The following is a 25125-nucleotide window of genomic DNA, read 5'->3' as shown; positions in this document are numbered from 1 at the left end:
TCTGAATGGCGGGTTTACAGTCACGGGCCCTGCCGTAATTTCGCACCATCGTCTCTTGGGGGCCGTTCGCGGCTTAAGGGGGGCTTGGCAATACCCGGGCCGACACCGTCACAACGGGCCGGACCGGGGCAAGCGAGGGAAACGCATGTTCAAGACACTCACTTTTGCGCGCAAGTCGCTGCGCAATAACACGGCGCTTCGGGCACTGGCATTGTGCGGTGCCGGGGTCGGAGCCGTGGCCTTGGCAACCCCGGCTGCGGCCCAGGATTATAGTCAGGTCAATGCAACTGGTCGAATTCAGAGCACCGGCGGGCAGCCGATCGCCGGCGCGACCGTAACGGTCACGTCTAACGATCAGGGCTTTACCCGCACCGTCACGACGGGAAACGATGGCACGTTCCGCGTACCCGCCTTGCCGCAGGGCAGCTATACCTTTACGATTGAGGCATCGGGCTTCGACACCTTCACCGACAATAACGTCGCCTTGAACCAGTCGGGTGCGGCGAACCAGTTTACGCTGGCTCCCAGCGGCTCGGCCGGTACCGGCGCCGATGGTGGCGACATCGTCGTGACCGCAGGTCGTGTTCAGGTCGTTGACTTTAACCGTAACACCACGGGCGCCGTCATCAATCTGGGCGAGCTGGCAACGCGCGTTCCCGTGGCTCGCGACATCACCTCGGTTATCCTGCTCGCTCCCGGTACGCAGACGGGTGATCCGGCTTTCGGCAACGTGCCGTCGATCGCCGGTTCGTCGGTGTCAGAGAATACTTTCTACATCAACGGCCTAAATATCACGAACTTCACTACAGGCATCGGTGCGAACACCGTGCCGTTTGACTTCTATCAGTCGGTCGAAGTCAAAACGGGCGGCATTCCGGCCGAATTCGGTCGGTTCACCGGAGGTTTTATTAATGCGACGACTAAGTCGGGCACGAACGAATTTCACGGTGGTGTGACGTTCAACTGGGAGCCGGATGATCTGCGCGCCAAGTCGCCGAACACCTACCTGACCGACAATGACTCGCGCTATAACGAGCGCAAGGAATTCATTGCGCAGCTGTCCGGTCCGATCATCAAGGACCATCTGTTCTTTTACGGCATCTACAATAGCCGCAACATCGTTTCCGGCGTTGGCTCGACTGGCACCGTCACGGCCGCGACCACCGGCGTTAACGGCTGTGCGACGAACCCGACGCTTTGCGCCGCTTACCCTGGCCCTGCAACAGCCGGATTGGCGCTGGTTGGTACGGGCTTCACCCGTTCGACGACCAATAGCCCGTTTTACGGCGGTAAGGTCGATGCGGTTATCGTCGATGGTCAGCGCCTCGAATTCACGTATTTCAACACGGAAAGTACCACGCGCAACGACACGTACGGCAACGCGACCTATTCGCTTGCGAGCGGTGGGCGCTATAACCCCAATACCAATCAGCCAGGTCGATACGCTTCTTCGGCCATTTCGCGTATTGGCGGCGAAAATTATGTCGCTCGTTACACCGGCACTTTCACCGACTGGCTGACCTTGTCGGGCGCATACGGTCGTTCTTACCAGCGCGGCGATTCGACCTCCTCGACGCCGAACTTCTCGTCGATCTCGGATCAGCGGAGCGGTGGTGCCGTGACGATCGGCAATCCCACGGCCAACTCGACGTTCGAGGAAGCGCGTCGTGAGTTCTATCGCTTCGACGGCGATCTGTACTTCAACATTCTCGGCAGCCACCATATTCGTGGCGGTTACGATCGGGAAAATTTGCGTGATCAGTCGACGACCCAAGCCAATGGTAACTACCAGCTGACCTACTTTAATTCGGGGGCGGCAGGCGATGGCGTCGTCACCGCGCCGAACACCCAGTATGTTACGCGTCGTTTTTTCCGTAATGGTGGTCTATTCACCACCAAGGGCGAAGCCTTCTACCTTCAGGATAACTGGATCCTGTTTAGCAATCGCCTGAATATCACAGCAGGTGTGCGCAACGATCGCTTTACTAATAAAAATGCAGACGGCGAGACGTTCTTCAAGTCAGGTAGCAATTGGGCGCCGCGTTTGAGCGCCAGCTTTGATCCGGTCGGCGATGGTCGCACTAAGGTCTTTGGCTCTTTTAATCGTTACTTCCTACCCGTGGCGACGAACACTAACGTTCGCCTTGCCGGCCCGGAACTCGATTACACGCAATATTACGTCTTGTCGGGACTAAATTCGGACAATACGCCGATCTACGGCGCGCCGATTGCGATCAGCGGTGGTGCGGCGACCGCGTGTCCAGCTGCCGCGATCGAGCCGACCCCGGGCAACGTACGGAATTGCACGATCAATAGCGACGGCACCTCGCCGCCGTTCAACTCGCTGGTTAGCTCCAATCTTAAGGCGCAGTCGACCGACGAATATCAGATCGGTTTCGAGCAACGGGTTGGTGCTCGGATGAGGTTCAGCGCCTTCTATACGCAGCGTGACCTTGGTGTGTCGCTGGAAGACGCGTACATCGACGCAGGCGTGCAGGGCTATTGCCGTCGTACGCAGGCGGGGGCGGTACTTGCATCGTGTCTCGCTACGTTCAGCGGCGCCCATCAGTATGCGCTACTTAACCCGGGCAACGACGTAACTGTTGTACTTGATGGCAGCGCACTTGACGGGCAGGAAGTGACGCTGACGGCCGCCGATCTTGGCCTGCCGAAGGCGAAGCGCAGCTACAAGGCGATGACCTTCACGTTCGATCGTGAGTTCGACGGTGTGTGGAGCCTTTCCGCGAACTACACATTCTCAAAGAATGTTGGTAACATCGAGGGCGGTGTCCGTTCGGACAACGGGCAGACCGACTCTGGTCTGACCACCAATTTCGATTATCCGGCGCTGGTGAACGGTGCCTACGGCTACCTGCCAACGCACAATGCCCATAACATCAAGTTGTACGGTAGCTACCAGATCAATGATCTGGTCAACCTTGGCTTGAATGTGCAGGCGACGTCGCCACGTAAGTACGGATGTATTGGCCGCGTACCGAACAGTGTTGATGGTGGTAGCGCGGGAGCGTACGGCGCAGCGGGTTTCTATTGCGTCACCGACACCGCCGGTAATATCCTGACGCAGGGCCCGTACAACGTGAACACCAACACCGGAGGTATCACGGGTCGTTTGACTCCGCGTGGCAGCGTGTTCGAAAACGATTGGCAGACGACTGTGAACCTCGACGTGGCTCTCAAGATCCCGACCGATGCGTTTGACGCTCAGCTCCGCCTGTCGATCTTTAATCTGCTGAACGACAAGGCCGTGTTCGACCGTCAGGAAGTTGGAACGACCGGTGCTGGCGCGCCGTCGCCGAACTATCGACTACCGCTTACCTATCAGACGCCGCGTTTCGTCCGTGTCCAGTTCGGTGTGAATTTCTAAACGTCATTATGCTTCGAACAAAAGAAAGGAGCGGCCGCGAGGTCGCTCCTTTTCTGTTGCGCGCTGAAGATCGAACGCGACGACACTCACTCCACCGCCAACGCCAGCCTTCCATCCCCCTCATCCACCCGCACCGTCGCGCCGTCCTTCACATCGCCGCGCAGGATCAGGTCTGCCAGCGGGTCCTGCAGATAGCGCTGCACCGCGCGCTTGAGCGGCCGTGCGCCATAGACCGGGTCATAGCCAACCCGGCCGAGCCACGCCCGCGCCGCCTCGGTGAGGTCCAGCGTCACCTTGCGATCGCTTAGCAGCGTGTTGACGCGGGCGACCTGGATGTTGACGATGGGTGCCATATGTCCCTGGCCCAGCCTGTGAAAAAGGATCACCTCGTCGAGCCGGTTGAGGAATTCGGGGCGGAAATGCGCGCGGACGATCTCCATCACCTGCGGCTCGACCGCCTCGACGTCCTGCCCTTCCTCCAGGTTGGCGAGATATTGCGAGCCGAGGTTCGAGGTGAGGATGATGAGCGTGTTGCTGAAGTCGACCGTGCGACCCTGACCATCGGTCAGGCGACCGTCGTCGAGCACCTGCAACAGCACGTTGAACACGTCGCCATGCGCCTTCTCGACCTCGTCGAACAGCACCACCTGATAGGGGCGCCGCCGCACGGCTTCGGTCAGCACGCCGCCCTCCTCGTACCCGACATAGCCGGGAGGGGCGCCGATCAGCCGCGACACCGCATGCTTCTCCATGAATTCGCTCATGTCGATGCGGACCATCGCGGCGGGATCGTCGAACAGGAATTCGGCGAGCGCCTTGGTCAGTTCGGTCTTGCCGACGCCGGTGGGCCCGAGGAACAGGAAGCTGCCGAGCGGCCGGTTCGGGTCCTGTAGCCCGGCGCGGGCACGCCGCACCGCGGTGGAGACGGCGCGCACCGCATCGGCCTGGCCGATGACGCGCTTGCCGATCGCCTCTTCCATCCGCAGCAGCTTGTCGCGCTCGCCGGCGAGCATCCGCTCGACCGGAATGCCGGTCCAGCGGCTGACCACGCCGGCGATGTCGTCGGCGGTCACCTCTTCGCGCAGCATCGCGCCCTTGGTGACGCTCTGCGCCTCGGCGAGCTGCTTTTCGAGCGCGGGGATACGGCCGTAGGAGAGCTCACCCGCCTTGGCGAGGTCGCCCGCGCGCTGCGCCTGCTCCAGCTCGAGCCGGGCGCCGTCGAGCTGTTCCTTCAGCTTCGCCTCGCCCGCGATCTTGTCCTTCTCCGCCTGCCAGCGCTGGGTCAGTTCCGCCGATTGCTGTTCGAGATTGGCGAGCTCCCCCTCCAGCGTCGCGAACCGGTCGCGCGATGCCTCGTCGGTTTCGCGGCGCAGCCCCTCGCGCTCGATCTTCAGGCGCAGGATGCGGCGGTCGAGCGTCTCGATCTCCTCGGGCTTGCTCTCCACCTCCATGCGGATGCGGCTGGCGGCCTCGTCCATCAGGTCGATCGCCTTGTCGGGCAGGAAGCGGTCGGTGATGTAGCGGTTGGACAGCGTCGCCGCCGACACCAAGGCGCCGTCGGTGATCCGCACGCCGTGGTGCAGCTCGTATTTCTCCTTCAGCCCGCGCAGGATGCTGATCGTGTCCTCGACGGTCGGCTCGCCGACGAACACCGGCTGGAAGCGCCGCTGCAACGCCGGGTCCTTCTCGACATATTTGCGATATTCGTCGAGCGTGGTCGCGCCGACGCAATGCAGTTCGCCCCGTGCCAGCGCGGGCTTGAGCAGATTGCCGGCGTCCATCGCGCCTTCGGATTTGCCGGCGCCGATCAGTTGGTGCATCTCGTCGATGAACAGGACGATATCGCCCTCGGCGGCCTTCACCTCGTCGAGCACGCCCTTCAGCCGTTCCTCGAACTCGCCGCGGTATTTCGCGCCCGCGATCAGCGCGCCCATGTCGAGCGACATCAGCGTGCGGCCCTTCAGCGTGTCCGGCACGTCGCCATTGGCGATGCGTAGCGCCAGCCCCTCGGCGATCGCGGTCTTGCCGACGCCGGGCTCGCCGATCAGCGCGGGGTTGTTCTTGGTGCGGCGGGCAAGGATCTGGATCGTGCGGCGAATCTCCTCGTCGCGCCCGATGACCGGGTCGAGCTTGCCGTCGCGCGCCGCCTGGGTCAGGTCGCGCGCGAACTTCCTGAGCGCATCGTAGCGGTCCTCCGCCGATGCGGTGTCGGCGGAGCGCCCGCCACGCAGGTCGTTGATCGCGGCGTTCAGCCCCTCTGCGGTGACGTGCGCGCTCTGCAGCGCCCGCCCCGCGGCGGTGGTCGACGAAAGCGCGAGCGCCAGCAGCAGCCGTTCGACGGTGACGAAGCTGTCGCCCGCCTTGGTCGCGATCTGCTCGGCCTGGTCGAGCAGGCGGACGGTGTCGTTGTCGAGGCCGGGCGTCTGCTGCGCGCCCGATCCCGACACGGCCGGAATTTTGGCGAGCGCCGCATCGGTGTCGGCGACGGCGCGTTTGGCGTCGCCGCCTGCCGCCTGGATCAACCCCGCGGCCATGCCCTGATCGTCTTCCAGCAGCGCCTTGAGGATATGCTCCGGCGCGATCCGCTGATGGTTCATGCGGATCGCGACGGTCTGCGCCGATTGCAGGAAGCCCTTGGCGCGGTCGGTGAATTTCTCGAGGTTCATGTCAGCCCCTGTTCCAATTGCGTCGAATGTAGTGTTGCCATTGTGCAACACAAGAACCCGCCGCGACACGGTGATCGGTCACAGAAAAAGCCCGGCAGCGCGCTTGCCAGCCCCAGCATCACCGTTATGCTCGAGCAGTACAGTCGTTCAAGTCTGACCGGGGACCCGCACCACCTATGACGAAGCTACTCGCGCTTGCCGGCGTCGCATCGATCGCGCTCGTCGCGCCGCTGCATGCCCAGACCAATCCGAAGCCGGCACCGGTCGCGGCGTTGGTGAAGCAGGTCAACATTCCCTACCAGCAGTTCACGCTGCCCAACGGCCTGCGCGTCATCGTCCATACCGATCGCAAGGCGCCCGTCGTCGCGGTCAGCGTCTGGTACGACGTCGGCGCCAAGCACGAGCCGAAGGGCTCGACCGGCTTCGCACATCTGTTCGAACATCTGATGTTCAACGGGTCGGAGAATGCGCCCGACGACTTCTTCGAACCGCTGAAGCAGGTCGGTGCCACCGACTTCAACGGCACGACCAACCTCGACCGCACCAATTATTTCGAGACGGTGCCGACCGGCGCGCTCGAACGGGCGCTGTTCCTCGAAAGCGACCGCATGGGCTATCTGCTCGGTGCGATCACGCAAGGGAAGCTCGACGAGCAGCGCGGCGTCGTCCAGAACGAAAAGCGGCAGGGCGACAACCAGCCCTATGGCCTCGTCCGCTACAAGGTCACCGAGGGGCTGTTCCCCGCCGATCACCCATATGGCCATGACACGATCGGATCGATGGCCGATCTCGACGCCGCCTCGCTGCAGACGGTGAAGGACTGGTTCACCGGCCATTACGGTCCCAACAATGCGGTGCTGGTGCTCGCCGGCGACATCGACGCCGCCACCGCGAAACCGCTGGTCGAAAAGTATTTCGGCGCGATCAAGGCGGGCCCGAAGAGCGTCACGCGCCCCGCGCCCGTGCCGACGCTGCCCGCGCCCAAAGCGGAAACGATCAAGGATCGCGTCGCCGCGGTCATGGTGTCGCGCAACTGGGCCATTCCCGGGGGCAACGATCCCGATGCCGCGGCGCTCGAGGTCGCGGCGTCGGCGCTCGGCGGCCTCGCCTCCAGCCGACTCGACAACATTCTGGTCAAGCAGGAGAAACTGGCGGTCAACGTCTCGGCCTATGCCGGTGGCGGCGCGCAGGTCAGCAATTTCGGCATCCGCGCGATCGTCAAGCCGGGCGTCGACCCCAGGCTGGTCGAACGGCGGATCGATGCGATCCTCGCCGATTTCCTGAAGACCGGCCCGACCGCGGACGAGGTCAATCGCGTCGTCACCAGCCGGGTGTCCGGCACGATCGGCGGGCTCGAATCGGTTGGTGGCTTCGGCGGCAAGGCGGTCGCGCTCGCGCAGGGCGCGCTGTTCTACGACGACCCCGATTATTACAAGACGCGGCTCGCCCGCATGGCCGCGCAGACCCCGGCCAGCGTCAAGGCGGCGGCCGACAAGTGGCTGAGCCGCCCCGCTTATGCGCTGACCGTCGAACAGGGGCCGCGCGGCGACTATGCCGAGGCGGTGGTGCCGCCCGCGGCGCCGGTGAAGGCCGCGCCGGACACCCCGGTGAAGGGCACGCGTGGGCCGCTGCCCGCGGTCGGCGCGCTGACCGGGCTGACCTTCCCCGCGGTGCAGCGCACCCGGCTGAAGAACGGGATCGAGGTCGTCTATGCGCAGCGGACCGCGGTGCCGATCACGCAGGCGGTGCTCAGCTTCGACGCGGGCGTCGCCGCCGACGTTCCCGGCAAGCTCGGTACGCAGGCGCTGACGCTGGCGATGCTCGACGAGGGGACCGCGAAGCTCGATTCGATCCAGCTCGCCGAGGCGAAGGAGCGGCTCGGCGCGTCGATCGGCACCGGCAGCAGCCTTGATCGCACCACCCTGTCGCTGCAGGTGCCGAGCGCCAATCTGGCGCCCGCGCTCGGCCTGTTCGCCGATATCGCGCGCAATCCCGCCTTCGACGAGACGGAACTGGCGCGCGTCAAGACGCAGGCGCTGGCCGGCATCCAGCAGGAACTGACCAACCCGATGGGGCTGGTCGGGCGCGTCGTGCCGTTGGTGACCTATGGTCCCGATTACCCCTATGCCAAGGCGCAGGGCGGTGGCGATCCGCGCGCGGTGGCGGCGCTGACCCGCGCGGATCTGGTCGCGTTCCGATCGGCATGGCTGCGGCCGGACAAGGCCAAGGTGTTCGTCACCAGCGACCGTCCGCTCGCGGAGGTCACCGCGGCGCTCGATGCGGCGCTCGGCGACTGGACCGCGACCGGTGCGGCGGGGGTCAAGAACTTCGCCGCTCCGCAACGCCCGGCCGCCCCGGCGATCAAGCTGATCGACCGTCCCGACAGCCCGCAGTCGGTGATCGTCGGCGTGATCCCGACGACGCTGAAGGGCACGCAGGACCTGTTGCCGCTCAGCACCGCCAACGACGCGCTCGGCGGCAGCTTCCTCGGCCGGCTCAACATGGACCTGCGCGAGAACAAGCATTGGTCCTATGGCGCGCGCGGCGGCTTCCAGACCGCCGAACAGGCCGCGCCCTTCGTCCTGTCGGCGCCGGTGCAGGCGGACAAGACCGGCCCGTCGCTGGCCTCGGCCCGCGAGGACGTCGTCGCCTTCCTCGGCAAGGAGCCGATGACCGACGTCGAATTCCGGCGGGCGATCAACGGTGCGATCAACGCACTGCCCGGCACCTACGAAACCTCGGACGCGGTGCTCGCGGCGATGCAGAGCAACGATCTGTACAAGCGGCCCGACGATTACCAGACGACGCTGACCGGCCGGTATCGCGGATATACGCTGCCGCAGTTGAACAGCGCGATCCAGTCGGCGTTGGACCCCAGGCGGATCACCTGGGTCGTCGTCGGCGACGCGGCCAAGGTGAAGCCGCAGCTTGACACCCTCGGCCTGCCGGTCGAGGTCGTCCCCGCAAGCGCGGTCGCCGGCGTTCCCGCCGGTCCCGCACCCGCAGCGAAATAAGAGGAGAGTAGTGATGGCAGACGTCGATGGCAGCTGGGACTGCACCGTGAAATCGCCGCTCGGCGACCAGAATCTGACGCTGACCGTGCAGAGCGCCGGCGACACCTTCACCGGCACCGCCGCCGGTGCGATGGGTTCGGGCGACGTGGAAGGCACCGTGTCGGGCAACACGCTGTCCTGGAAGCTCCAGATGACCGTCCCGATGCCGATGACGCTCGATTGCGAAGCGACGGCAGAGGGCGACACGCTGACCGGCACGGTCGGCGCGGGCGCGTTCGGCAGCTTCCCGCTCTCGGGCAAGCGTACCGGTTGATCCGGTTGCGATCATCGCGACGCGTTTCGGCCCGTGCTCCGCGAGGAGGGCGGGCCGTTTGCGTTGCGATGCAGCGGGGCTTCTCCCGCTGGATATTTATCGGGAGGGATATGTGACGAAGTTGCTGACTGCCTTGCTGGTGTTGGGATCCACGGTGTTCGCTTCCGTCCCGGCGCATGGACAGGCCGCTCCGGCGCAGGACAATGCCGAGATCACGCGCCTGTTCGAGGCGGATCAGCGTGTCCGCGAGAATATAAAACCCGAGCAGTTCAAGGATCGAACCTTCGTTACCCGGATGATCGAAGACGATCGTATCCGTCGTGAGCGGACGAACGTCCTTCTCAAGGAAGGAAAGGTCAGGACCGCCAACGACCTGTATCAAGCCGCTTTTATGTTTCAGCACGGCAATAGGCCCGACGATTATCTGCTCGCGCATACACTGGCCTTGGCGTCGGCAGCCAAGGGCAACAAGGACGCTGCCTGGATCGCCGCCGCAACGTTGGACCGCTATCTACAGGCTATCGGACAGAAGCAGATTTACGGCACCCAGTATCTGAACAGGCGCGAAACCGGACCAACGATGGAGCCGTATAACCGCGAACTGGTGCCGGATGCCCTCCGGGAGATGCTCGGGGTTCCCGTGCTGGAAAAGCAGGATGCGCGGCTGACCGCGATGAAGACGGCCGGGGTCCTCGCCAAATAACAGGGGCCGGTTGCTTCCCGGCACGATGCGGCGATACGCCCTGCAGCAGCCCGTCTCCTCCGCCACGGGGGAGGGCGTTCGTCAGACCCCGTCGAGATAGCCGTAGACGGCCCGGCAGACGCGTCGGGCGAGGCCGGGCTGGTCCGTCTCGCCGCGTTCGCCGGCGGCATCGACCATGCCCCTGATGATCGCCAGCACATCCTGCGCGGCCACGTCGGGATCGCGCTGCCGACCGATATCCTCACGAGCCAGAACGTCGAGCAGGATCGTGCGCAGCCGGTCGAGGACCCGCCGGGTTTCCGGGTCGAACGGCAACCGTGCCTCTTCGAGGTCGAGCAATCGCGCGAGCGCCGGCCGCCTGAGTTGATGGGACACCGCGGATGCGATCAGTCCATCGAGCGCCTCTCGACCGGTCGGGGCCGTGATCGCCGTTTCCCAGTCGGCGACCAGACGCGACGTCTCCCTGACGATCACGGCGCCGATCAGCGCCTCCTTGCCGGGGAAATACTGGTAGAGCGATCCGATGCTCACCCCGGCCCGCTCCGCGACGGCATTGGTGGTGAACCGGCCGAGTCCCACCTCTTCTAGAATGCGAGCCGTGGCTTCGACGATCACTCCCACGGTTTCGGCGGATCGCGCCTGACGCGGCGCTTTCCGGGGCGTTGGGCGCTGTTGGGAAGCCGGTGTCGTCATCGGGCGAACGCGAGTAGCCAATCGTGAGGTTTCGCTCGCATTTTAGGGGCGTCGATCAACGATGCAAGGACGCACCATGACCACTCCTTTCGAACCAGCCCTGACCGTCTTCATGCTGGTCAAGACCTCGCCCGAATGGCTCGGATTTTCCGTCGACCGCCGCTTCGAACTGCTGGCGGAACAGTTCACGCCTGTCCTGAGAAAGCACGCGGCGAACGTCGCGTTGCGGTTCTTCGACCTCGAATTCTATTCCACCCGCGTCACCGACGTCTGGATGTGGGACGCCAGGGATCACCATGCCTATCAACTGCTCGTCGAAGACCTGCGCGAAACGGCGTTCTGGGACCGGTATTTCGCGATCGTCGAGATCCTGACGGGCGTCGAGAACGCCTATGCCAAAAACTACGACCGCCCGGCGATCACCGCCTGATGCGATGGCGGTGATCCGCGCATCGGCGCGGTGCCGCCCGACGCCGGATCACCGCAGGATGCGGGTGATATGCCCCATCTTGCGGCCCGGCCGGGCGGTGCCCTTGCCGTAGAGGTGCAGATGCGCGCCCGGCTCGCGCAGCGCCGGCGCCCAGGCATCCTCGCCGATCAGGTTTTCGAGGCCGACCGTCCGTCCGGTCAGCGCGGTGCTGCCGAGCGGCAGGCCGCAGATCGCGCGGACGTGGTTTTCGAACTGCGAGGTTTCCGCACCCTCGATCGTCCAATGGCCCGAATTGTGGACTCGCGGGGCCATTTCGTTGAACACCGGACCCTCGGCGGTGACGAAGAATTCGCACGCGAGCACGCCGACATAATCGAGTTCGGCAGCGATCCGGCAGGCGAGCGCGGTCGCCTCCTCCGCCTGGTCGAGGATGGCGCGCGGCGCGGGGACCGTGGAGGTGCGTAGGATCGCATCGACATGCACGTTGTGCGGCGGATCGTAGCGGACGGTCGCGCCATCCTGCCCGCGCGCGATCAGGATCGAGAATTCGTGGGTGAAGTCGACGAACGCCTCGAGCACCGCCGGCCCGCCGATCGCCTCCCACGCCGCGTCGGCATCGGCGGGGGTGTGCAGCCGCACCTGCCCCTTGCCGTCATAGCCGAAGCGTGCGGTCTTGAGCACCGCGGGGGTGCCGACATGCGCCAGCGCCGCCTCCAGGCTCTCCCGACTGTCGACCGCGGCCCAGCGTGCCGGGCGGCCGCCGACGCGCTCGACGAAGCGCTTCTCGGCGATCCGCTCCTGCGCCGCCGCGAGCGCACGGGGGTGCGGATAGACCGGCACGCGCTCTGCCAGCCATTCGACCGGCGCCAGCGCGATATTCTCGAATTCATAGGTCACCACGTCGCAGGACGCGGCGAAATCGGCGAGGACGATGCGGTTGTGGTAATCCGCCCGCGTCAGGCTGGAGGCGGTCTGCGCCGCGACGCTTTCGCGATCGGGTGCGAGCACGTGCGTGCGATAGCCCAGCTGCGCCGCCGCCACGCCGAGCATGCGGCCCAATTGCCCGCCGCCGAGGATGCCGATCGTGCTGCCGGGCTTCAGCATCATGCCGGATCGCCGCGGGGATCGATCGCGACCGCGTCGGTCTGCTTCTGCCGCCATGCCTGCAACCGCTGCGACAGCGCTTCGTCGCCGGTGGCGAGGATCGCTGCGGCGAGCAGCCCGGCGTTGATCGCGCCGGCCTTGCCGATCGCCAGCGTGCCGACCGGGATGCCCGCGGGCATCTGCACGATCGACAGCAGCGAATCCTGACCGTTCAGCGCCTTGCTCTGCACCGGCACGCCGAGCACCGGGAGATGCGTCATCGCCGCCGCCATCCCCGGCAGATGCGCGGCGCCGCCGGCACCGGCGATCACCACCTTCAGCCCGCGACCCGCCGCACCCTTCGCATAATCGTACAGCCGGTCGGGCGTGCGATGCGCGGAGACGACCCGGGTTTCATGCGCGACGCCGAGCTCGGCGAGCACGTCCGCCGCGCCCTGCATCGTCTCCCAATCGGACGTCGAACCCATGATGATGCCGACCAGCGGATGTTCCATCGCGCGCACCTAGCGGGGGAGGGGGAAGAGGGCAACGGGCCACGCCGCCCCGTGGTTTTGGCCGGTTGCTTTCCGGTTCTAGCGCTCGCTCAGATAGTAGCGATCCGTCGCGTTCAGCGAATCGTCGAGTTCGTAGACGATCGGCTGCCCGGTCGGAATCTCCAGCCCGGTGATCTGGTCGTCCGGGATGTTCGACAGATGCTTGACCAGCGCACGCAGCGAATTGCCGTGCGCGGAGATCAGCACGCGCTGGCCCTCGCGCAGCAGCGGCGCGATCCGTTCCTCGTAATAGGGCAGGACGCGGTCGATCGTGTCCTTGAGGCTCTCCGTCGCCGGAATCGCGATGCCGGCATAGCGGCGGTCCTGCGACAGGTCGTAGGCGCTGCCCGCCTCCAGCACCGGCGGCGGGATGTCGAAGCTGCGGCGCCAGATATGCACCTGCGCGTCGCCATGCTTCGCCGCCGTCTCCGCCTTGTCGAGCCCGGTCAGCCCGCCATAATGCCGCTCGTTCAGCCGCCAGTCCTTCTCGGTCGGCAGCCACAATCGCCCCATCGCCTCCAGCGCCAGATTGAGCGTCTTGATCGCGCGGGTCTGCAGCGAGGTGAAGGTCATGTCGAAATCGAGGCCCCTGGCCGCCATCAGCTCGCCCGCGGCCCGCGCCTCCGCCGCACCCTTTTCGGTGACGTCGACGTCCCACCAGCCGGTGAAGCGGTTCTCGAGGTTCCAGCTGGACTGGCCGTGGCGGATCAGGACGAGACGAGGCATCAGGACTCCAGTGTCAGGGTCATGTAGCGGTTTTGCGTACTGTCGGCGGGATAGTCGGCAAAGGCGCCGCAGTCCACGAAGCCGAAGCGGCGATAGAGCGTGTGGGCGGGGATGAAGCGATCGCCCGTGCCGGTTTCGAGACTCAAGCGGGCGATGCCCTGCTGCCGCGCATAGGCGATCAGCGCCGCGAGCACCGCCGCCGCGACGCCCTTGCGGCGATGCGCGACGGCGGTTCGCATCGACTTCAACTCGGCATGACCGTCGTCCAGCCGCTTGACCGCGCCCATTCCCGCCAGCGCCTCGCCATCCCAGGCGGTGAAGAAGGCGGTGTCGGGCGTGGCGAGCTTCTCCGCACCGAGCGCGAAGCGAAACGCAGCGTCGCTGTCCGCCGAAGCAAAGGCCAGATGCTCCGCGATCAGCGCCGCCGCCGCCGGCGCGCGCGGATCGTCACGCCGGACGTCGATCATATCGTGTCGATCATCCCGCTCAGCACCTCGAGACACGATACGCCCAATGCCTTGCAGCGCTCCGGCGACCAGCCGAATGCGGGATCCGGGTTGGGATCATGGTCCTTGAACGGCATTTCCAGCGTCACCGATACTGCGCCGAACCGCTGCGCGAGCTGGTTGGTCGACATCGACAGGTTGGCGTTGCCCGCGCTCGATTTCTCATAGCCCTTCTCGACCTGGAAATCGGGCGTATGCGCGGCGAGCCGCTCGCCGAAAGCATAGAATTTCGCGCCGTGATCCTCGGTCCAGTTGGGGATGCCCTCGAACCCGGCGATGAAGTTCGCCGGGATCGCCTCGTCGCCATGCACGTCGATCGCGAAGGCGACGCCGGTCTCGTCCATCGCATCGCGCACGCACAACACTTCGGGGCTGCGCATGGCGGAGGGCGCGTGCCATTCGCGGTTGAGGTTCACCCCCGCCGCATTGGTGCGCAGATGCCCGCGCCGCGTGCCGTCGGGGTTCATGTTGGGGACGACATGCACCGTCGCCTTGGCGAGCAGCGGTGCGGCGGCATCGCTGGTCAGCCAGTCGAGCGCGCCCTCCATCCACCATTCGGCCATCGATTCGCCCGGATGCTGGCGCGCGTAGAGCCACACCGGCTTGGGACCGCTGCCGATGCGGAGATAGTCGATCGCCTGCCCGTCGAGCGAGACGCCGAGTTCGCGATGCGTCACCCCCGGCCGCGCGGCGATCCGCGCGATCAGGTCGGCATGCATCTCCATCGTATAGGGCGCGAAATAGGCGAACCACGCCAGCTCGCCCTCGATGGCATAATCGAACGACAGCACGCCGCCGTCGTAGCGCGTGTCGATCATCCGCCACGTCTGCCGGTCGGTGCTGGCCCGCGTTTTGTAGCCGGGCCAGCCGAACGGATAGGCCGACTGGCCGGCGTTGAGGATGCGGAAGGTCAGCCGCCGCCCGTGCGCGCCGGCGACGCGGAAATAGAACCATTGGAAGAAGTCGGAGGCGTGATCCTGCACGATCTCGAGGTCGACCCGGTCGCCCTCGATCCCGACGACGCGGATGTTGCCGCCGTCGAAGGCGGCGTTGATGCTGATGGTCATGAAAGTCCCGATTACCTGACGGTGATGGTGCGGCCGGACTGACCGGGGAAGCCGGTGAACAGCGCATGGGCGAGCTTGCCCGCCTGCTGGTCGGCGCCCTTGATGTCGCTGACGCCCTGCGCGCGGCCTTCCCAGACCGGCGACTGGTCGGCGCGGCGCTTGATCGTCACCGACAGTTCGGCGACCAGCAATTGCGTCGGCCGTCCGCCGCCGATCGGAAAGCCGACCCCGCCGCCCAGCCCGACGCCGCCGCCGCTGCGTCCGCCGCTGAACCCGCCGCCGCCGATGCCGATGCTGATCGGCGACCGGCGCGGCGGCCCTTCCTGGCTGGTGCGGGCGAAGCCGACGGTGGCGACGAAATCGGGCGTCGCGCCCTGCGCGGGCACGCTATAGCCGGCCTTGAGCAATTCGCCCTGCACCGCGGCGGCATAGGTCTTGAACTCCAGGCTGGCCGGCGCGCCGCCCGACAGCGGCTCGACCGCGACCGTGCCGCGCGCGAGCGGTTCGCCGAGGTGGTAGCGGATGACCTCCGTCGGCGGCAGCGGCGCGGTGGTCGCGCAACCGGCAAGTGCCGCGGCACCGATGCCGAGGGCCAGGAACGGACGGATGGTCATGACGGATGTTCACCTTATGCGATACGTTGCGCTGCGGAAACGCTCTAACGCGCCCCGCGTTGCTTGACTATTGCGACCTCGGGTCTTAGGCGCTCGCGCTTTCACCGACACCGTCAATTTCGAAAAGAAGCGAATCGATCATGAAGATCCGCAATAGCCTGAAGTCGCTCAAGGACCGTCATCGCGACAACCGCGTGATCCGTCGCCGCGGCCGTACCTACGTCATCAACAAGACCAACCGCCGGTTCAAGGCGCGCCAGGGCTAAGCCACTTGGCGACACCTGCCGCCGTCGGATCGTCCGCGGCCGTTCCGACGGCCGTGATCTTCGACGTCGGCCGGGTCTTGTACGACTGGGATCCGCGGATCCTCTACCGGCGCCTGATCGCTGACGATCGGGCGCTCGATGCGTTCCTGCGCGACGTCGTCACGCACGAATGGCATTTCCAGCACGATGCCGGACGCGACTTCGCCGATACCTCGGCGGAGCTCGTCGCGCTGTATCCGCAGCATGCCGACCTGATCGCCGCCTGGGGACCCCGGTTCCTGGAGAGCATCGGCGCGCCGATCGCGGGCATGCACGCGCTGGTCGACGAACTGGAGGCGGCGGACGTGCCGCTGTTCGCGATCACCAACTTCAGCCACGAATTCTGGCCGCCGTTCCGCGCGCGCGAATCGGCGATGTTCGACCGGTTCCGCGACGTCGTCGTGTCGGGCGCCGAAAAGCTGGTGAAGCCCGATCTCGCCATCTACCGCCTCGCGCTCGACCGGTTCGGACTGGAGGCAGCGCGGACGGTGTTCATCGACGACAATGCCGCCAACGTCGCCGGCGCGAGGGATGTCGGCCTGATCGCGCTGCATTTCGTGGACGAGCCGACCTTGCGCGGCGAACTGCGGGGGCTGGGGCTGGGGCTGCTCGCGTAAGAGGTTTCGCCGGTTCCCGTCATCCCGGTTCTCTCCGTCATTCCGGTTCTCTCCATCATCCCGGTTCTTTCCGTCATCCCGGCGAACGCCGGGACCCATGGTTGCGGTACGCCACTGGTGGCGCTCGCCCCGTACCTCATACCGTCACCCATCCATGGTCCCGACGTTCGCCCTGATGACGGGAGTGGGGGGGGCGCGCCCCGTGACGCGCTTGTTGGCCGTATGCAGGGGCGGGCCGCAACGCATCCCCTCCGCGTCCTCCGCGCCTCTGCGCGACCCTCATCCCTGATCGTCATCCCCGCAGAGGCGGGTATCCATAGGCGCTGACGTTGACGATCGAGCCGCGAGGTTCGCCAGTCTGGATCCCCGCCTGCGCGGGGATGACGGGGTGGGGTGCTGTCACCCCATCCATGACTCCCCGTCGGGAATGGGGTGTTGTTGCCTTACTCATGGCCCCCGGCCTTCGCCGGGATGACGGGGGTGGGGCGCGCCCCGTCACGTGCCTGTTGGCCGTGTGGAGGAGCGGGCCGCAACGCATCCCCTCCCCGCCCTCCGCGCCTCTGCGCGACCATCATCCTCGATCGTCATCCCCGCGGAGGCGGGGATCCATAGACGCTGACGTTGACGATCGAGCCGCGAGGTTCGCCAGTCTGGATCCCCGCCTGCGCGAGGATGACGAGGGTAGGGTGCTGTCACTCAATCCACAACTCCCGGCCGGGGATGGGGTTGTTGTTGCCTTACTCAAGGCTCCCGGCGTTCGCCGGGATGACGGGAGGGGGGGGGCGCCCCGTGACGCGTCTGTTGGCCGCATGCAGGGGCGAGCCGCAACGCACCCCCTCCGCGTCCTCCGCGCCTCTGCGCGACCATCATCCTTGATCGTCATCCCCGCGGAGGCGGGGATCCATAGGCGCTGACGTTGACGATCGAGCCGCGAGGTTCGCCAGTCTGGATCCCCGCCTGCGCGGGGATGACGGGGTAGGGTGGTGTCACCCCACCCATGACTCCCCGTCGGGGATGGGCTGTTGTTACCTTACTCATGGCTCCCGGCGTTCGCCGGGATGACGGGAGTGGGGGGGGGGCGCCCCGTCACGCTCCCGTCGGCCGTGTGCAGGAGCGGGCCGCAACGCATCCCCTCCGCGTCCTCCGCGCCTCTGCGCGACCATCATCCCTGATCGTCATCCCGCGGAGGCGGGGATCCATAGGCGCTGACGTTGTCGATCGAGCCGCGAGGTTCGCCAGTCTGGATCCCCGCCCGCGCGGGGAGGACGAGAGTGGGTGCTGTCACTCCATCCACGACCCCCGGCCGGGGATGGGGTGTTGTTACCTTGCTCATGGCTCCCGACGTTCGCGGGGCTGACGGGGATGGGGTCCGGCGTTTGGCAGGATGACGGGCGTGGATCGCTGACCCCCTGTTACGGGCGCCCCATCAGTACCGCCAAACCGCGTCGCTAGACCCGGTCCACCGCATTGACCGCGTCCGCGGCGCGCAGGGCGGCGATGAGGCGCATCAGCTGGTGGATGTCGTGGACCTCGACGTCGATGACGTTGGTGTGGAACATCGAATCGCGCGTATCGAGCCGTAGCGCGATGATGTTGGCGCGATGGGCGCCGATGATCGTCGAGACGATGCCGAGCGCGCCGGGTTCGTTCTTCACCTGCACCGCGATGCGGGCGACCGCGCCGTCGCTCTTGTCGCCCCAGTCGACGTCGACCCAGTCGGTTTCGTTGGCGCCGCGCTCCGCCAGTTCGGCGAGCACCGAACAGTCGATCGCATGCACCTCGATCCCCGCATCGGGGCGGCGCAGGCCGACGATCCGGTCGCCCGGCACCGGGTGGCAGCATTCGGCGAGGTCGAAGGCGACGCCCGGGGTCAGCCCCTTGATCGAGATGGCGGTGGATTGCGGCGCCAGCAGCCCGACGTCCGCCCCCGCCGATCCCGGCATCAGCGCCTCCATCACCGCCGCGTCGGAAATGCTGCGCCGCGCGATCGCCGCCATCAGCGCGGCCTCGTCGGACAGTTTGAGCCGTTGCAGCGCATGGTCGAGCGCATCGCCGCCGATCGTCGCGGGCAGCCGCTGGACGATATCGTCGTACAGCTTGCGGCCGAGCGCGATCAGCTCGTCGCGCTCCTTGTGACGCAGGTGGCGGCGGATGCCCGCCAGCGCCTTGCCGGTGATCGCGAAGTTGAGCCAGCCGGGCTGCGGAACCTGTCCCTTGGACCGCAGCACCTGCACCTGGTCGCCATTCTCGATGACGGTCGACAGCGGCACGACGCGGCCGTTGATCTTGGCGCCGACCGCCTGGTCGCCGAGGTCGGTGTGGACCGCATAGGCGAAGTCGATCGGGGTCGCGCCCTTGGGCAGCTGGATCAGCTCGCCCTTCGGCGTGAAGGCGAAGATGCGATCCTGGTACATCGCCATCCGCGTGTGTTCCAGCAGCTCCTCGGGGCTGCCCGCGGTTTCGAGGATCTCGACTAGGTCGGCGATCCAGCTGTGCTGGCTGTCGGCGCGGACCTTCTTTTCCTTGTACGCCCAGTGCGCCGCCAGCCCGAATTCGGCCTCGGCATGCATGTCGGGAGTACGGATCTGGATCTCGATCCGCGCATTGTCGGCGTGGATGACGCTGGTGTGGAGCGACCGGTAGCCGTTGCGCTTCGGCGTCGAGATATAATCCTTGAACCGCCCCGGCACCATCGGCCAGCGGCGGTGGATGACGCCCAGCGTCCGGTAGCAATCCTCGATCGTCGGCACGATCGCGCGGAACGCCATGATGTCGCTGAGCTGTTCGAAGCTGATGTGGCGCTCGCTCATCTTGCGCCAGATCGAATAGGGGTGCTTCTCGCGGCCATGGACCTCGGCCTCGATCCCGGCGCGGCCGAGCAGCAGCGTCAGCCCCGATCCGATCCGCGCGATCCGGTCGCCACCGCCGGTCTTGAGCAGTTCCAGTCGCTTGCTGATCGATTCATACGCCTCGGGTTCGAGCTGTTCGAAGGCGAGCGTCTGCATCTCCTTCATGAACTCGTACATGCCGATCCGCTCGGCGAGCGGGGCGTAGATATCCATCGTCTCCTTCGCGATCCGCCGCCGCTTCTCGGGCTTGGGGATGTGATGGAGCGTGCGCATGTTGTGGAGCCGGTCGGCGAGCTTGACCAGCAGCACGCGGATGTCGTCCGACATGGCGAGCAGGAACTTGCGCAGATTCTCGGCGGCGCGCTCATTCTCGCTTTGCGCCTCGATCTTGGACAGTTTGGTGACGCCGTCGACCAGTCGCGCGACGTTGGTGCCGAACAGCCGCGTGATCTCTTCCGGCGTCGCGACCGTATCCTCGATCGTGTCGTGCAGGATCGCGGTGGCGATCGTCTCGTCGTCCAGCCTCAGGTCGGTGAGGATGCCCGCGACCTCGATCGGGTGGCTGAAATAGGGATCGCCGCTGGCGCGCTTCTGGCTGCCATGCGCCTGCATCGAAAAGACATAGGCGCGGTTGAGCAGCGCCTCGTCGGCGTCCGGATCGTAGTCGAGCACGCGGTCGACCAGTTCATATTGCCGTAGCACAGCGCCCACATGGGGGACGGTCGTACCGCTTTGCAACATATTGTTGCGTTCCCGCGGACGATTCCTCGTCCGCGGTCAGGGGTATACGTTCGTTTCGGGCCGAAGCGGACGGTCGCGTCAGGCCTTCTTCGCCCTGGCGTTGCACTTGGCGAGCTGCTCGGCGTCATAGGCCTTGCCGCCGACCGAGAAGCTGGTCAGCGCGCCGACCTGACGCACGACGAGTTCGCACAGGACGGCGGGGCGCTCGGGCGCCTGGCCGGCGACGAAGGTGCCGTTCTGTAGCCGCCATGCGGTCGAGCGTGTGATGAAGCTCGACTTGGTCGAGGGAGCGGCGGGAACGGCGGCATAGACGTCGGTCGGCGCGGCGGCGGCGGGGGCGCCGGCCAGCGTGGCGACGAGGACGGCAGCGACCGGGGCAAGCGTGGCGATCATCTTCATGGCGGCGGTCCTCCCGAACCTTTTTGTGATTGCGATGAGGCCGCCTACCGCTATAGGTTGCAGGTTGCAACTGAAAATCGACAAACCATTCCGCCCGGCGACGGTTTTGCGGTACGATCGCGTATTCAAGAGGATCATGATGGCGAAACCGGCGGATACGCCCAAATTGCGGGAAACGTTACGCGAATGCAGCCTGCCGGCGGCGCTGGAGGCGATGGGTGAGCGCTGGGCGTTCCTGATCCTGCGCGCCTCGTTCAACGGCCTGCATCATTTCGAGGAATATCAGGCCGAACTCGGCATCGCGCGCAACATCCTCGCCAACCGGCTGGCGCGGCTGGTCGACCATGGCATCCTGCAACGCCAGCCGATGCCCGACGACCGCCGCAAGATTCGCTATACGCTGACGGAGAAGGGCCATGCCCTGCTGCCGACGATGATCGCGCTGCGGCAATGGGGCGAGCGCTGGGAACTGGGCGTGCCGGCGTTTCCGATCCTGGTCGACACGCGCGACCGCCGGCCGATCGCGCCGGTCGCGGTGCAGGCGCACGACGGCCGCGTGCTGGGGAAGGGCGACCTGATTTGGGCGCTGCCCGAGGACGTCGGCGTCGGCGACTGACGCCCGTCGGCGCGCGCTACAGCGTTTCCAGAAAAGCCCGCACGTCGCCGCCGATCGGCACCGGACGGCCGGTCGGCAGGTGGACGTTTACCATTACCATCACTATCCGCGCATGCACCACCCCGGTGTCGCCATGCGCCAGATCCATCGCTATCGTCAGGCTTGACCTGCCGATCCGCGCGATGCGCACGTGCGCGGCGACGGTATCGCCCCAGACGAAGGGCCTGAGATAGTCGACCTCCGCCTTGCGGACGTGGAATTCGGTGTGCCGCCAGACGTCGCCCAGCGCCGCCTCGATCCCCGTCCATTCCCAGAACTCGGTCGCCGCAACGTCGGCATATTCGAGATAGCGCGAGTTGAAGACGACCTTCTGCCCGTCGATCTCGGCGTAGCGGACGCGGAAGCGCGTCGAGAAGGCGAAGCCCTCCCGCGTGTCCTGCCGGGTCATGCGGGCGTTGCCGCGCGGGCGCATGACACGGCGCGCGCGCGGGCGAGGTGGACGAGGCGCATCAGCCTGCCTTTTGCGACTGGCCGGGCGTGTTGACGCCCATCGTCTGGAGGTAGCGCTTCACGTTGCGCGCTGCCTGCCGCAGCCGTTGCTCATTCTCGACCAGCGCGATGCGGACGAAGCCTTCGCCATTCTCGCCATAGCCGACGCCCGGCGCGACCGCGACCTGGGCGTGGGTCAGCAATTGCTTGGAGAATTCGAGGCTGCCGAGATGCACGACCGCGGGCGGCAGCGGCGCCCAGGCGAACATGCTCGCGCGCGGGGAGGGGATGTCCCAGCCGGCGCGCGCGAAGCTCTCGACCAGCACGTCGCGGCGCTTGTGGTACAATTGGCGGTTGGTCTCGACGATGTCCTGCGGGCCGTTCAGCGCGGCGCAGGCGGCCGCCTGGATCGGGGTGAAGGCGCCGTAATCGAGATACGACTTCACCCGCGTCATCGCCGCGATCAGCGTCTTGTTGCCGACCGCGAAGCCGATCCGCCAGCCGGCCATGCTGTACGTCTTGCTGAGCGAGGTGAACTCGATTGCGACGTCCTTCGCGCCCTTCACCTGCAGAATCGAGGGCGTCGGATTGCCGTCATAATAGAGCTCGGAATAGGCGAGGTCCGAGATGATCCAGACCTTGTTCTCCTTCGCCCACGCCACCAGCCGCTCGTAGAAGGCGAGGTCGACCGCCTCCGCAGTCGGGTTGGACGGATAGTTGACCACCAGCACCGACGGGCGCGGCACGGTGAACGCCATCGCGCGCTCGAGGCTCTCGAAATAGGCCTCGTCCGGGGTCGTCGGCACCGCGCGGATCGTCGCGCCTGCGATGATGAAGCCGAAGGTGTGGATCGGGTAGGAGGGGTTGGGCGCGAGCACGACGTCGCCCGGCGCGGTGATCGCGGTGGCGAGGCTGGCCAGCCCCTCCTTCGACCCCATCGTCACCACGACTTCGGTCTCGGGATCGAGATCGACGCCGAAGCGGCGGCCATAATAGTTCGCCTGCGCGCGGCGGAGGCCGGGAATGCCCTTCGACTGCGAATAGCCGTGTGCGTCGGGCTTGCGCGTCACCTCAATCAGCTTGTCGAGGACATGTGCAGGCGGTGGCAGATCGGGATTGCCCATGCCGAGGTCGATGATGTCCTCGCCCGCCGCACGCGCCGCGGCCCGCATGCCGTTCACTTCGGCGATGACATAGGGCGGCAGGCGCTTGATGCGGTAGAAGTCGTCGGACATGGGTCACCTTGTAATGGACCCGCGCACCCTACGCCCGCCACGCCCCTTTCACCACTTCAAACCGCCGGACCGGCGCCGTGCCGCGCACCGTCTGTGCTAATTCGGTTCCCACGGGCCCTCGTCGCCGCTACGGTAGCGGGCAGGAAGAGGATGCCATGGCCGATCCAGACGACGACCAGACCGCCCGCACCGCGACCGGCGTGCCCGATCTCGCCGACCTGCAGCACTGGACCTGGGTGATGGGCCGGGCCCAGCAGATGATGATGGAGCAGGGGCTCGGCCTGATGCAGGCGGGGCAGGCGCCCGATTCGGCCCCGCCCTTCGCCAGCCCCGCGCTGCTCCGCCAGACGCAGGATTACTGGAAGGACAATCTCGCCCTCTGGCAGCGCTTCGTCGATCCCGCCGCGGCGGTGCCGCCGCCGCCGCAGTCCGAGGGGGACGCCCGCGACAAGCGGTTCAAAGCGGCGGCGTGGCGCGACGACCCGTATTTCGACTGGATCCGCCGCAGCTACAATCTGATCGCCGATCATATGCTGCGCGGCGTCGATGCGCTCGACGGCGTGCCCGAGAAGCAGAAGGAGCAATTGCGCTTCGCCGCGCGCGGGCTGGTCGATGCGATGAGCCCGTCGAACTTTCCGATGACCAATCCGGAGGTGGTCGAGAAGACGATCGAGACCAGGGGGCAGAACCTGCTCGACGGCCTGCGCAACATGCTCGCCGACATCGGCAAGGGGCAGCTGACCCATACCAGCGAGGGCGCGTTCGAGGTCGGGCGCAATCTGGCGATGACCCCGGGCAAGGTGGTCAAGCGCACAGCTTTGTACGAACTGATCCAGTACACGCCGACGACCGAACGGGTGCTGGCGACGCCGCTGGTGATCTTCCCGCCCTGGATCAACCGCTTCTACATCCTCGATCTGACGCCGGAGAAGAGCTTCATCCGCTGGGCGGTAGAGCAGGGCATCACCGTGTTCATGGTGTCGTGGAAGTCTGCGGATGCGTCGATGAAGGACGTGATCTGGGACGATTACGTCGCCGCGCAGGTCGAGGCGGTCGATACGATCCGCACGTTGCTAGACGTGCCGTCGGTCCACACGATCGGCTATTGCGTCGCCGGCACGACGCTGGCGGCGACGCTGGCGCTGCTCGCCGCGCGCGACGAGGCGGACAAAGTCGCCAGCGCCACTTTCTTCACCGCGCAGGTCGATTTCGCGCAGGCCGGCGAATTGCAGAATTTCGTCACCGAGGAACAACTGGCGCTGATCGGCACGCTGTCGCCGCAGGGCTTCCTCGACGGGCGGTACATGGCGGCGACGTTCAACCTGCTGCGCGGCCGCGACCTGATCTGGAACTACGTCACCAACAATTATCTGCTGGGGTCGGACTATACCCCGTTCGACCTGCTCCACTGGAACGGCGATACCACCAACCTGCCGTCGAAATGGCATCTATCGTACCTGACCGAGCTGTATCGCGACAATCTGCTGGTCCAGCCGGGTGCGATGTCGGTCGCGGGCGAGGCGCTGGACCTGACCCGCGTCACGACGCCGGCGTATGTCCAGGCGGGGCGCGAGGATCATATCGCGCCGGCGGACAGCGTCTGGAAGATCACGCATCTGTTCCGGGGGCCGCTCCGTTTCGTGCTCGCCGGGTCGGGCCATATCGCCGGCGTCGTCAACCCGCCCGCCGCGGGCAAATATCAATACTGGACCAACGAATCGGGTGCGCAGAGCCTCGCCGACTTCGTCGCAGGCGCGACCGAGACCCGGGGCAGCTGGTGGCCCGACTGGATCGTCTGGCTGCGGGATCGCGGTGGCGACGAGGTGGCGGCCGAGGGCGCGCGTCTTCCCGGCGAAGGCGCGCTGCCCGCATTGGGAGAGGCGCCAGGCGACTATGTCCGTGCCCGCTGATTACATTATGTTGCACTGCACAATGTGGCTTGATCCCTAACGTTGCTCCGTCTATTGCTGCGTTGCAGCATAATTGCGGGAGTAGGATCATTGGACGATAATGTCCCCAAGCCGCCGGTGAAGAACGCGCGCGCGCGTCGAGATGGCGCCGCCAGGCCGCAGCGTCAGGCGCCCCGGCGTCCGGACCCCACTCCCCCGTCATCCAAGCCG

General features: G+C 66.1%; 21 protein-coding genes. 9 read left to right on the top strand and 12 right to left on the bottom strand.

Annotation, left to right across the window (positions count from 1 at the left end; all coding sequences use genetic code 11):
• The first annotated feature begins 145 nt into the window (after positions 1 to 145).
• Positions 146 to 3385 (top strand): TonB-dependent receptor, encoded by a 3240-nt coding sequence (locus AC1RTO_RS13320; RefSeq protein ID WP_493161310.1) that lies wholly within the window; start codon positions 146 to 148, stop codon positions 3383 to 3385.
• A gap of 86 nt (positions 3386 to 3471) precedes the next feature.
• Here AC1RTO_RS13320 and clpB read toward each other — a convergent pair whose 3' ends face one another.
• Entirely contained in the window at positions 3472 to 6051 is a 2580-nt protein-coding gene (gene clpB, locus AC1RTO_RS13315; RefSeq protein ID WP_493161309.1) for an ATP-dependent chaperone ClpB, read from the bottom strand.
• Between the two features lie 176 nt (positions 6052 to 6227).
• On the opposite strand from clpB, the gene AC1RTO_RS13310 reads away from it, so the two are divergent.
• The 3 genes from AC1RTO_RS13310 to AC1RTO_RS13300 all read left to right on the top strand — a co-directional run bounded on the left by AC1RTO_RS13310 (position 6228) and on the right by AC1RTO_RS13300 (position 10081).
• Entirely contained in the window at positions 6228 to 9065 is a 2838-nt protein-coding gene (locus AC1RTO_RS13310) for a M16 family metallopeptidase (protein ID WP_493161308.1), read from the top strand.
• A gap of 13 nt (positions 9066 to 9078) precedes the next feature.
• Positions 9079 to 9378 carry a hypothetical protein gene (locus tag AC1RTO_RS13305; protein ID WP_293874958.1) on the top strand — a complete coding sequence of 100 codons (300 nt, stop codon included), beginning with the start codon at positions 9079 to 9081 and terminating at the stop codon, positions 9376 to 9378.
• A 112-nt stretch (positions 9379 to 9490) separates the two neighbouring features.
• Positions 9491 to 10081: a hypothetical protein gene (locus AC1RTO_RS13300; RefSeq protein WP_493161307.1), complete on the top strand. Its 591-nt coding sequence runs from the start codon at positions 9491 to 9493 to the stop codon at positions 10079 to 10081.
• A gap of 81 nt (positions 10082 to 10162) precedes the next feature.
• On the opposite strand, the gene AC1RTO_RS13295 is transcribed toward AC1RTO_RS13300, so the two are convergent.
• Positions 10163 to 10774 carry a TetR/AcrR family transcriptional regulator gene (locus AC1RTO_RS13295; RefSeq protein WP_493161306.1) on the bottom strand — a complete coding sequence of 204 codons (612 nt, stop codon included), beginning with the start codon at positions 10772 to 10774 and terminating at the stop codon, positions 10163 to 10165.
• Positions 10775 to 10850: 76 nt separating this feature from the next.
• On the opposite strand from AC1RTO_RS13295, the gene AC1RTO_RS13290 reads away from it, so the two are divergent.
• Positions 10851 to 11204 (top strand): darcynin family protein, encoded by a 354-nt coding sequence (locus AC1RTO_RS13290; RefSeq protein ID WP_493161305.1) that lies wholly within the window; start codon positions 10851 to 10853, stop codon positions 11202 to 11204.
• A 48-nt stretch (positions 11205 to 11252) separates the two neighbouring features.
• Here AC1RTO_RS13290 and AC1RTO_RS13285 read toward each other — a convergent pair whose 3' ends face one another.
• The 6 genes from AC1RTO_RS13285 to AC1RTO_RS13260 form a co-directional block, all read right to left on the bottom strand.
• Positions 11253 to 12308, bottom strand: coding sequence for a 5-(carboxyamino)imidazole ribonucleotide synthase (locus tag AC1RTO_RS13285; protein ID WP_493161599.1), 1056 nt, complete (start codon positions 12306 to 12308; stop codon positions 11253 to 11255).
• On the bottom strand, positions 12308 to 12802 hold the full coding sequence (gene purE / locus AC1RTO_RS13280; protein WP_493161304.1) for a 5-(carboxyamino)imidazole ribonucleotide mutase: 495 nt from the start codon (positions 12800 to 12802) through the stop codon (positions 12308 to 12310). The genes AC1RTO_RS13285 and purE overlap by 1 nt, the downstream gene beginning before the upstream one ends.
• Positions 12803 to 12880: 78 nt before the next feature.
• Positions 12881 to 13567 carry a 2,3-diphosphoglycerate-dependent phosphoglycerate mutase gene (gene gpmA / locus AC1RTO_RS13275; RefSeq protein ID WP_493161303.1) on the bottom strand — a complete coding sequence of 229 codons (687 nt, stop codon included), beginning with the start codon at positions 13565 to 13567 and terminating at the stop codon, positions 12881 to 12883.
• Positions 13567 to 14034, bottom strand: coding sequence for a GNAT family N-acetyltransferase (locus tag AC1RTO_RS13270; RefSeq protein ID WP_493161302.1), 468 nt, complete (start codon positions 14032 to 14034; stop codon positions 13567 to 13569). The genes gpmA and AC1RTO_RS13270 overlap by 1 nt, the downstream gene beginning before the upstream one ends.
• Positions 14031 to 15140, bottom strand: coding sequence for a M14 family metallopeptidase (locus AC1RTO_RS13265; RefSeq protein ID WP_493161301.1), 1110 nt, complete (start codon positions 15138 to 15140; stop codon positions 14031 to 14033). The genes AC1RTO_RS13270 and AC1RTO_RS13265 overlap by 4 nt, the downstream gene beginning before the upstream one ends.
• 11 nt (positions 15141 to 15151) lie before the next feature.
• Entirely contained in the window at positions 15152 to 15754 is a 603-nt protein-coding gene (locus tag AC1RTO_RS13260) for a DUF4136 domain-containing protein (RefSeq protein WP_293874944.1), read from the bottom strand.
• Positions 15755 to 15894: 140 nt separating this feature from the next.
• On the opposite strand from AC1RTO_RS13260, the gene ykgO reads away from it, so the two are divergent.
• Together ykgO and AC1RTO_RS13250 are read left to right on the top strand one after the other, a co-directional pair.
• Positions 15895 to 16020, top strand: coding sequence for a type B 50S ribosomal protein L36 (gene ykgO, locus AC1RTO_RS13255; protein ID WP_003046794.1), 126 nt, complete (start codon positions 15895 to 15897; stop codon positions 16018 to 16020).
• A 53-nt stretch (positions 16021 to 16073) separates the two neighbouring features.
• Positions 16074 to 16676, top strand: coding sequence for an HAD-IA family hydrolase (locus AC1RTO_RS13250; RefSeq protein ID WP_493161300.1), 603 nt, complete (start codon positions 16074 to 16076; stop codon positions 16674 to 16676).
• A 1448-nt stretch (positions 16677 to 18124) separates the two neighbouring features.
• On the opposite strand, the gene AC1RTO_RS13245 is transcribed toward AC1RTO_RS13250, so the two are convergent.
• Positions 18125 to 20227: a RelA/SpoT family protein gene (locus AC1RTO_RS13245; protein WP_493161598.1), complete on the bottom strand. Its 2103-nt coding sequence runs from the start codon at positions 20225 to 20227 to the stop codon at positions 18125 to 18127.
• Between the two features lie 117 nt (positions 20228 to 20344).
• Positions 20345 to 20665 (bottom strand): CC_3452 family protein, encoded by a 321-nt coding sequence (locus AC1RTO_RS13240; protein ID WP_493161299.1) that lies wholly within the window; start codon positions 20663 to 20665, stop codon positions 20345 to 20347.
• 139 nt (positions 20666 to 20804) lie between these two features.
• On the opposite strand from AC1RTO_RS13240, the gene AC1RTO_RS13235 reads away from it, so the two are divergent.
• Positions 20805 to 21281, top strand: coding sequence for a winged helix-turn-helix transcriptional regulator (locus AC1RTO_RS13235; protein ID WP_493161298.1), 477 nt, complete (start codon positions 20805 to 20807; stop codon positions 21279 to 21281).
• Between the two features lie 16 nt (positions 21282 to 21297).
• On the opposite strand, the gene AC1RTO_RS13230 is transcribed toward AC1RTO_RS13235, so the two are convergent.
• Both AC1RTO_RS13230 and AC1RTO_RS13225 read right to left on the bottom strand, forming a co-directional pair.
• The gene (locus tag AC1RTO_RS13230; RefSeq protein ID WP_493161297.1) at positions 21298 to 21729 is read right to left on the bottom strand and encodes an acyl-CoA thioesterase; all 432 of its coding nucleotides are present in this window, start codon (positions 21727 to 21729) and stop codon (positions 21298 to 21300) included.
• A gap of 61 nt (positions 21730 to 21790) precedes the next feature.
• On the bottom strand, positions 21791 to 23005 hold the full coding sequence (locus AC1RTO_RS13225) for an LL-diaminopimelate aminotransferase (protein ID WP_493161296.1): 1215 nt from the start codon (positions 23003 to 23005) through the stop codon (positions 21791 to 21793).
• A gap of 155 nt (positions 23006 to 23160) precedes the next feature.
• Between AC1RTO_RS13225 and AC1RTO_RS13220 the strand changes: the two genes are divergently transcribed.
• Complete coding sequence (locus AC1RTO_RS13220) at positions 23161 to 24915, top strand: PHA/PHB synthase family protein (RefSeq protein ID WP_493161295.1); 1755 nt, start codon at positions 23161 to 23163, stop codon at positions 24913 to 24915.
• Positions 24916 to 25125: the final 210 nt, after the last annotated feature.

The sequence above is a fragment of the Sphingomonas sp. GW821-FHT10F09 genome, assembly GCF_058809195.1.
This window is presented reverse-complemented; position numbering and strand designations above follow the sequence as displayed.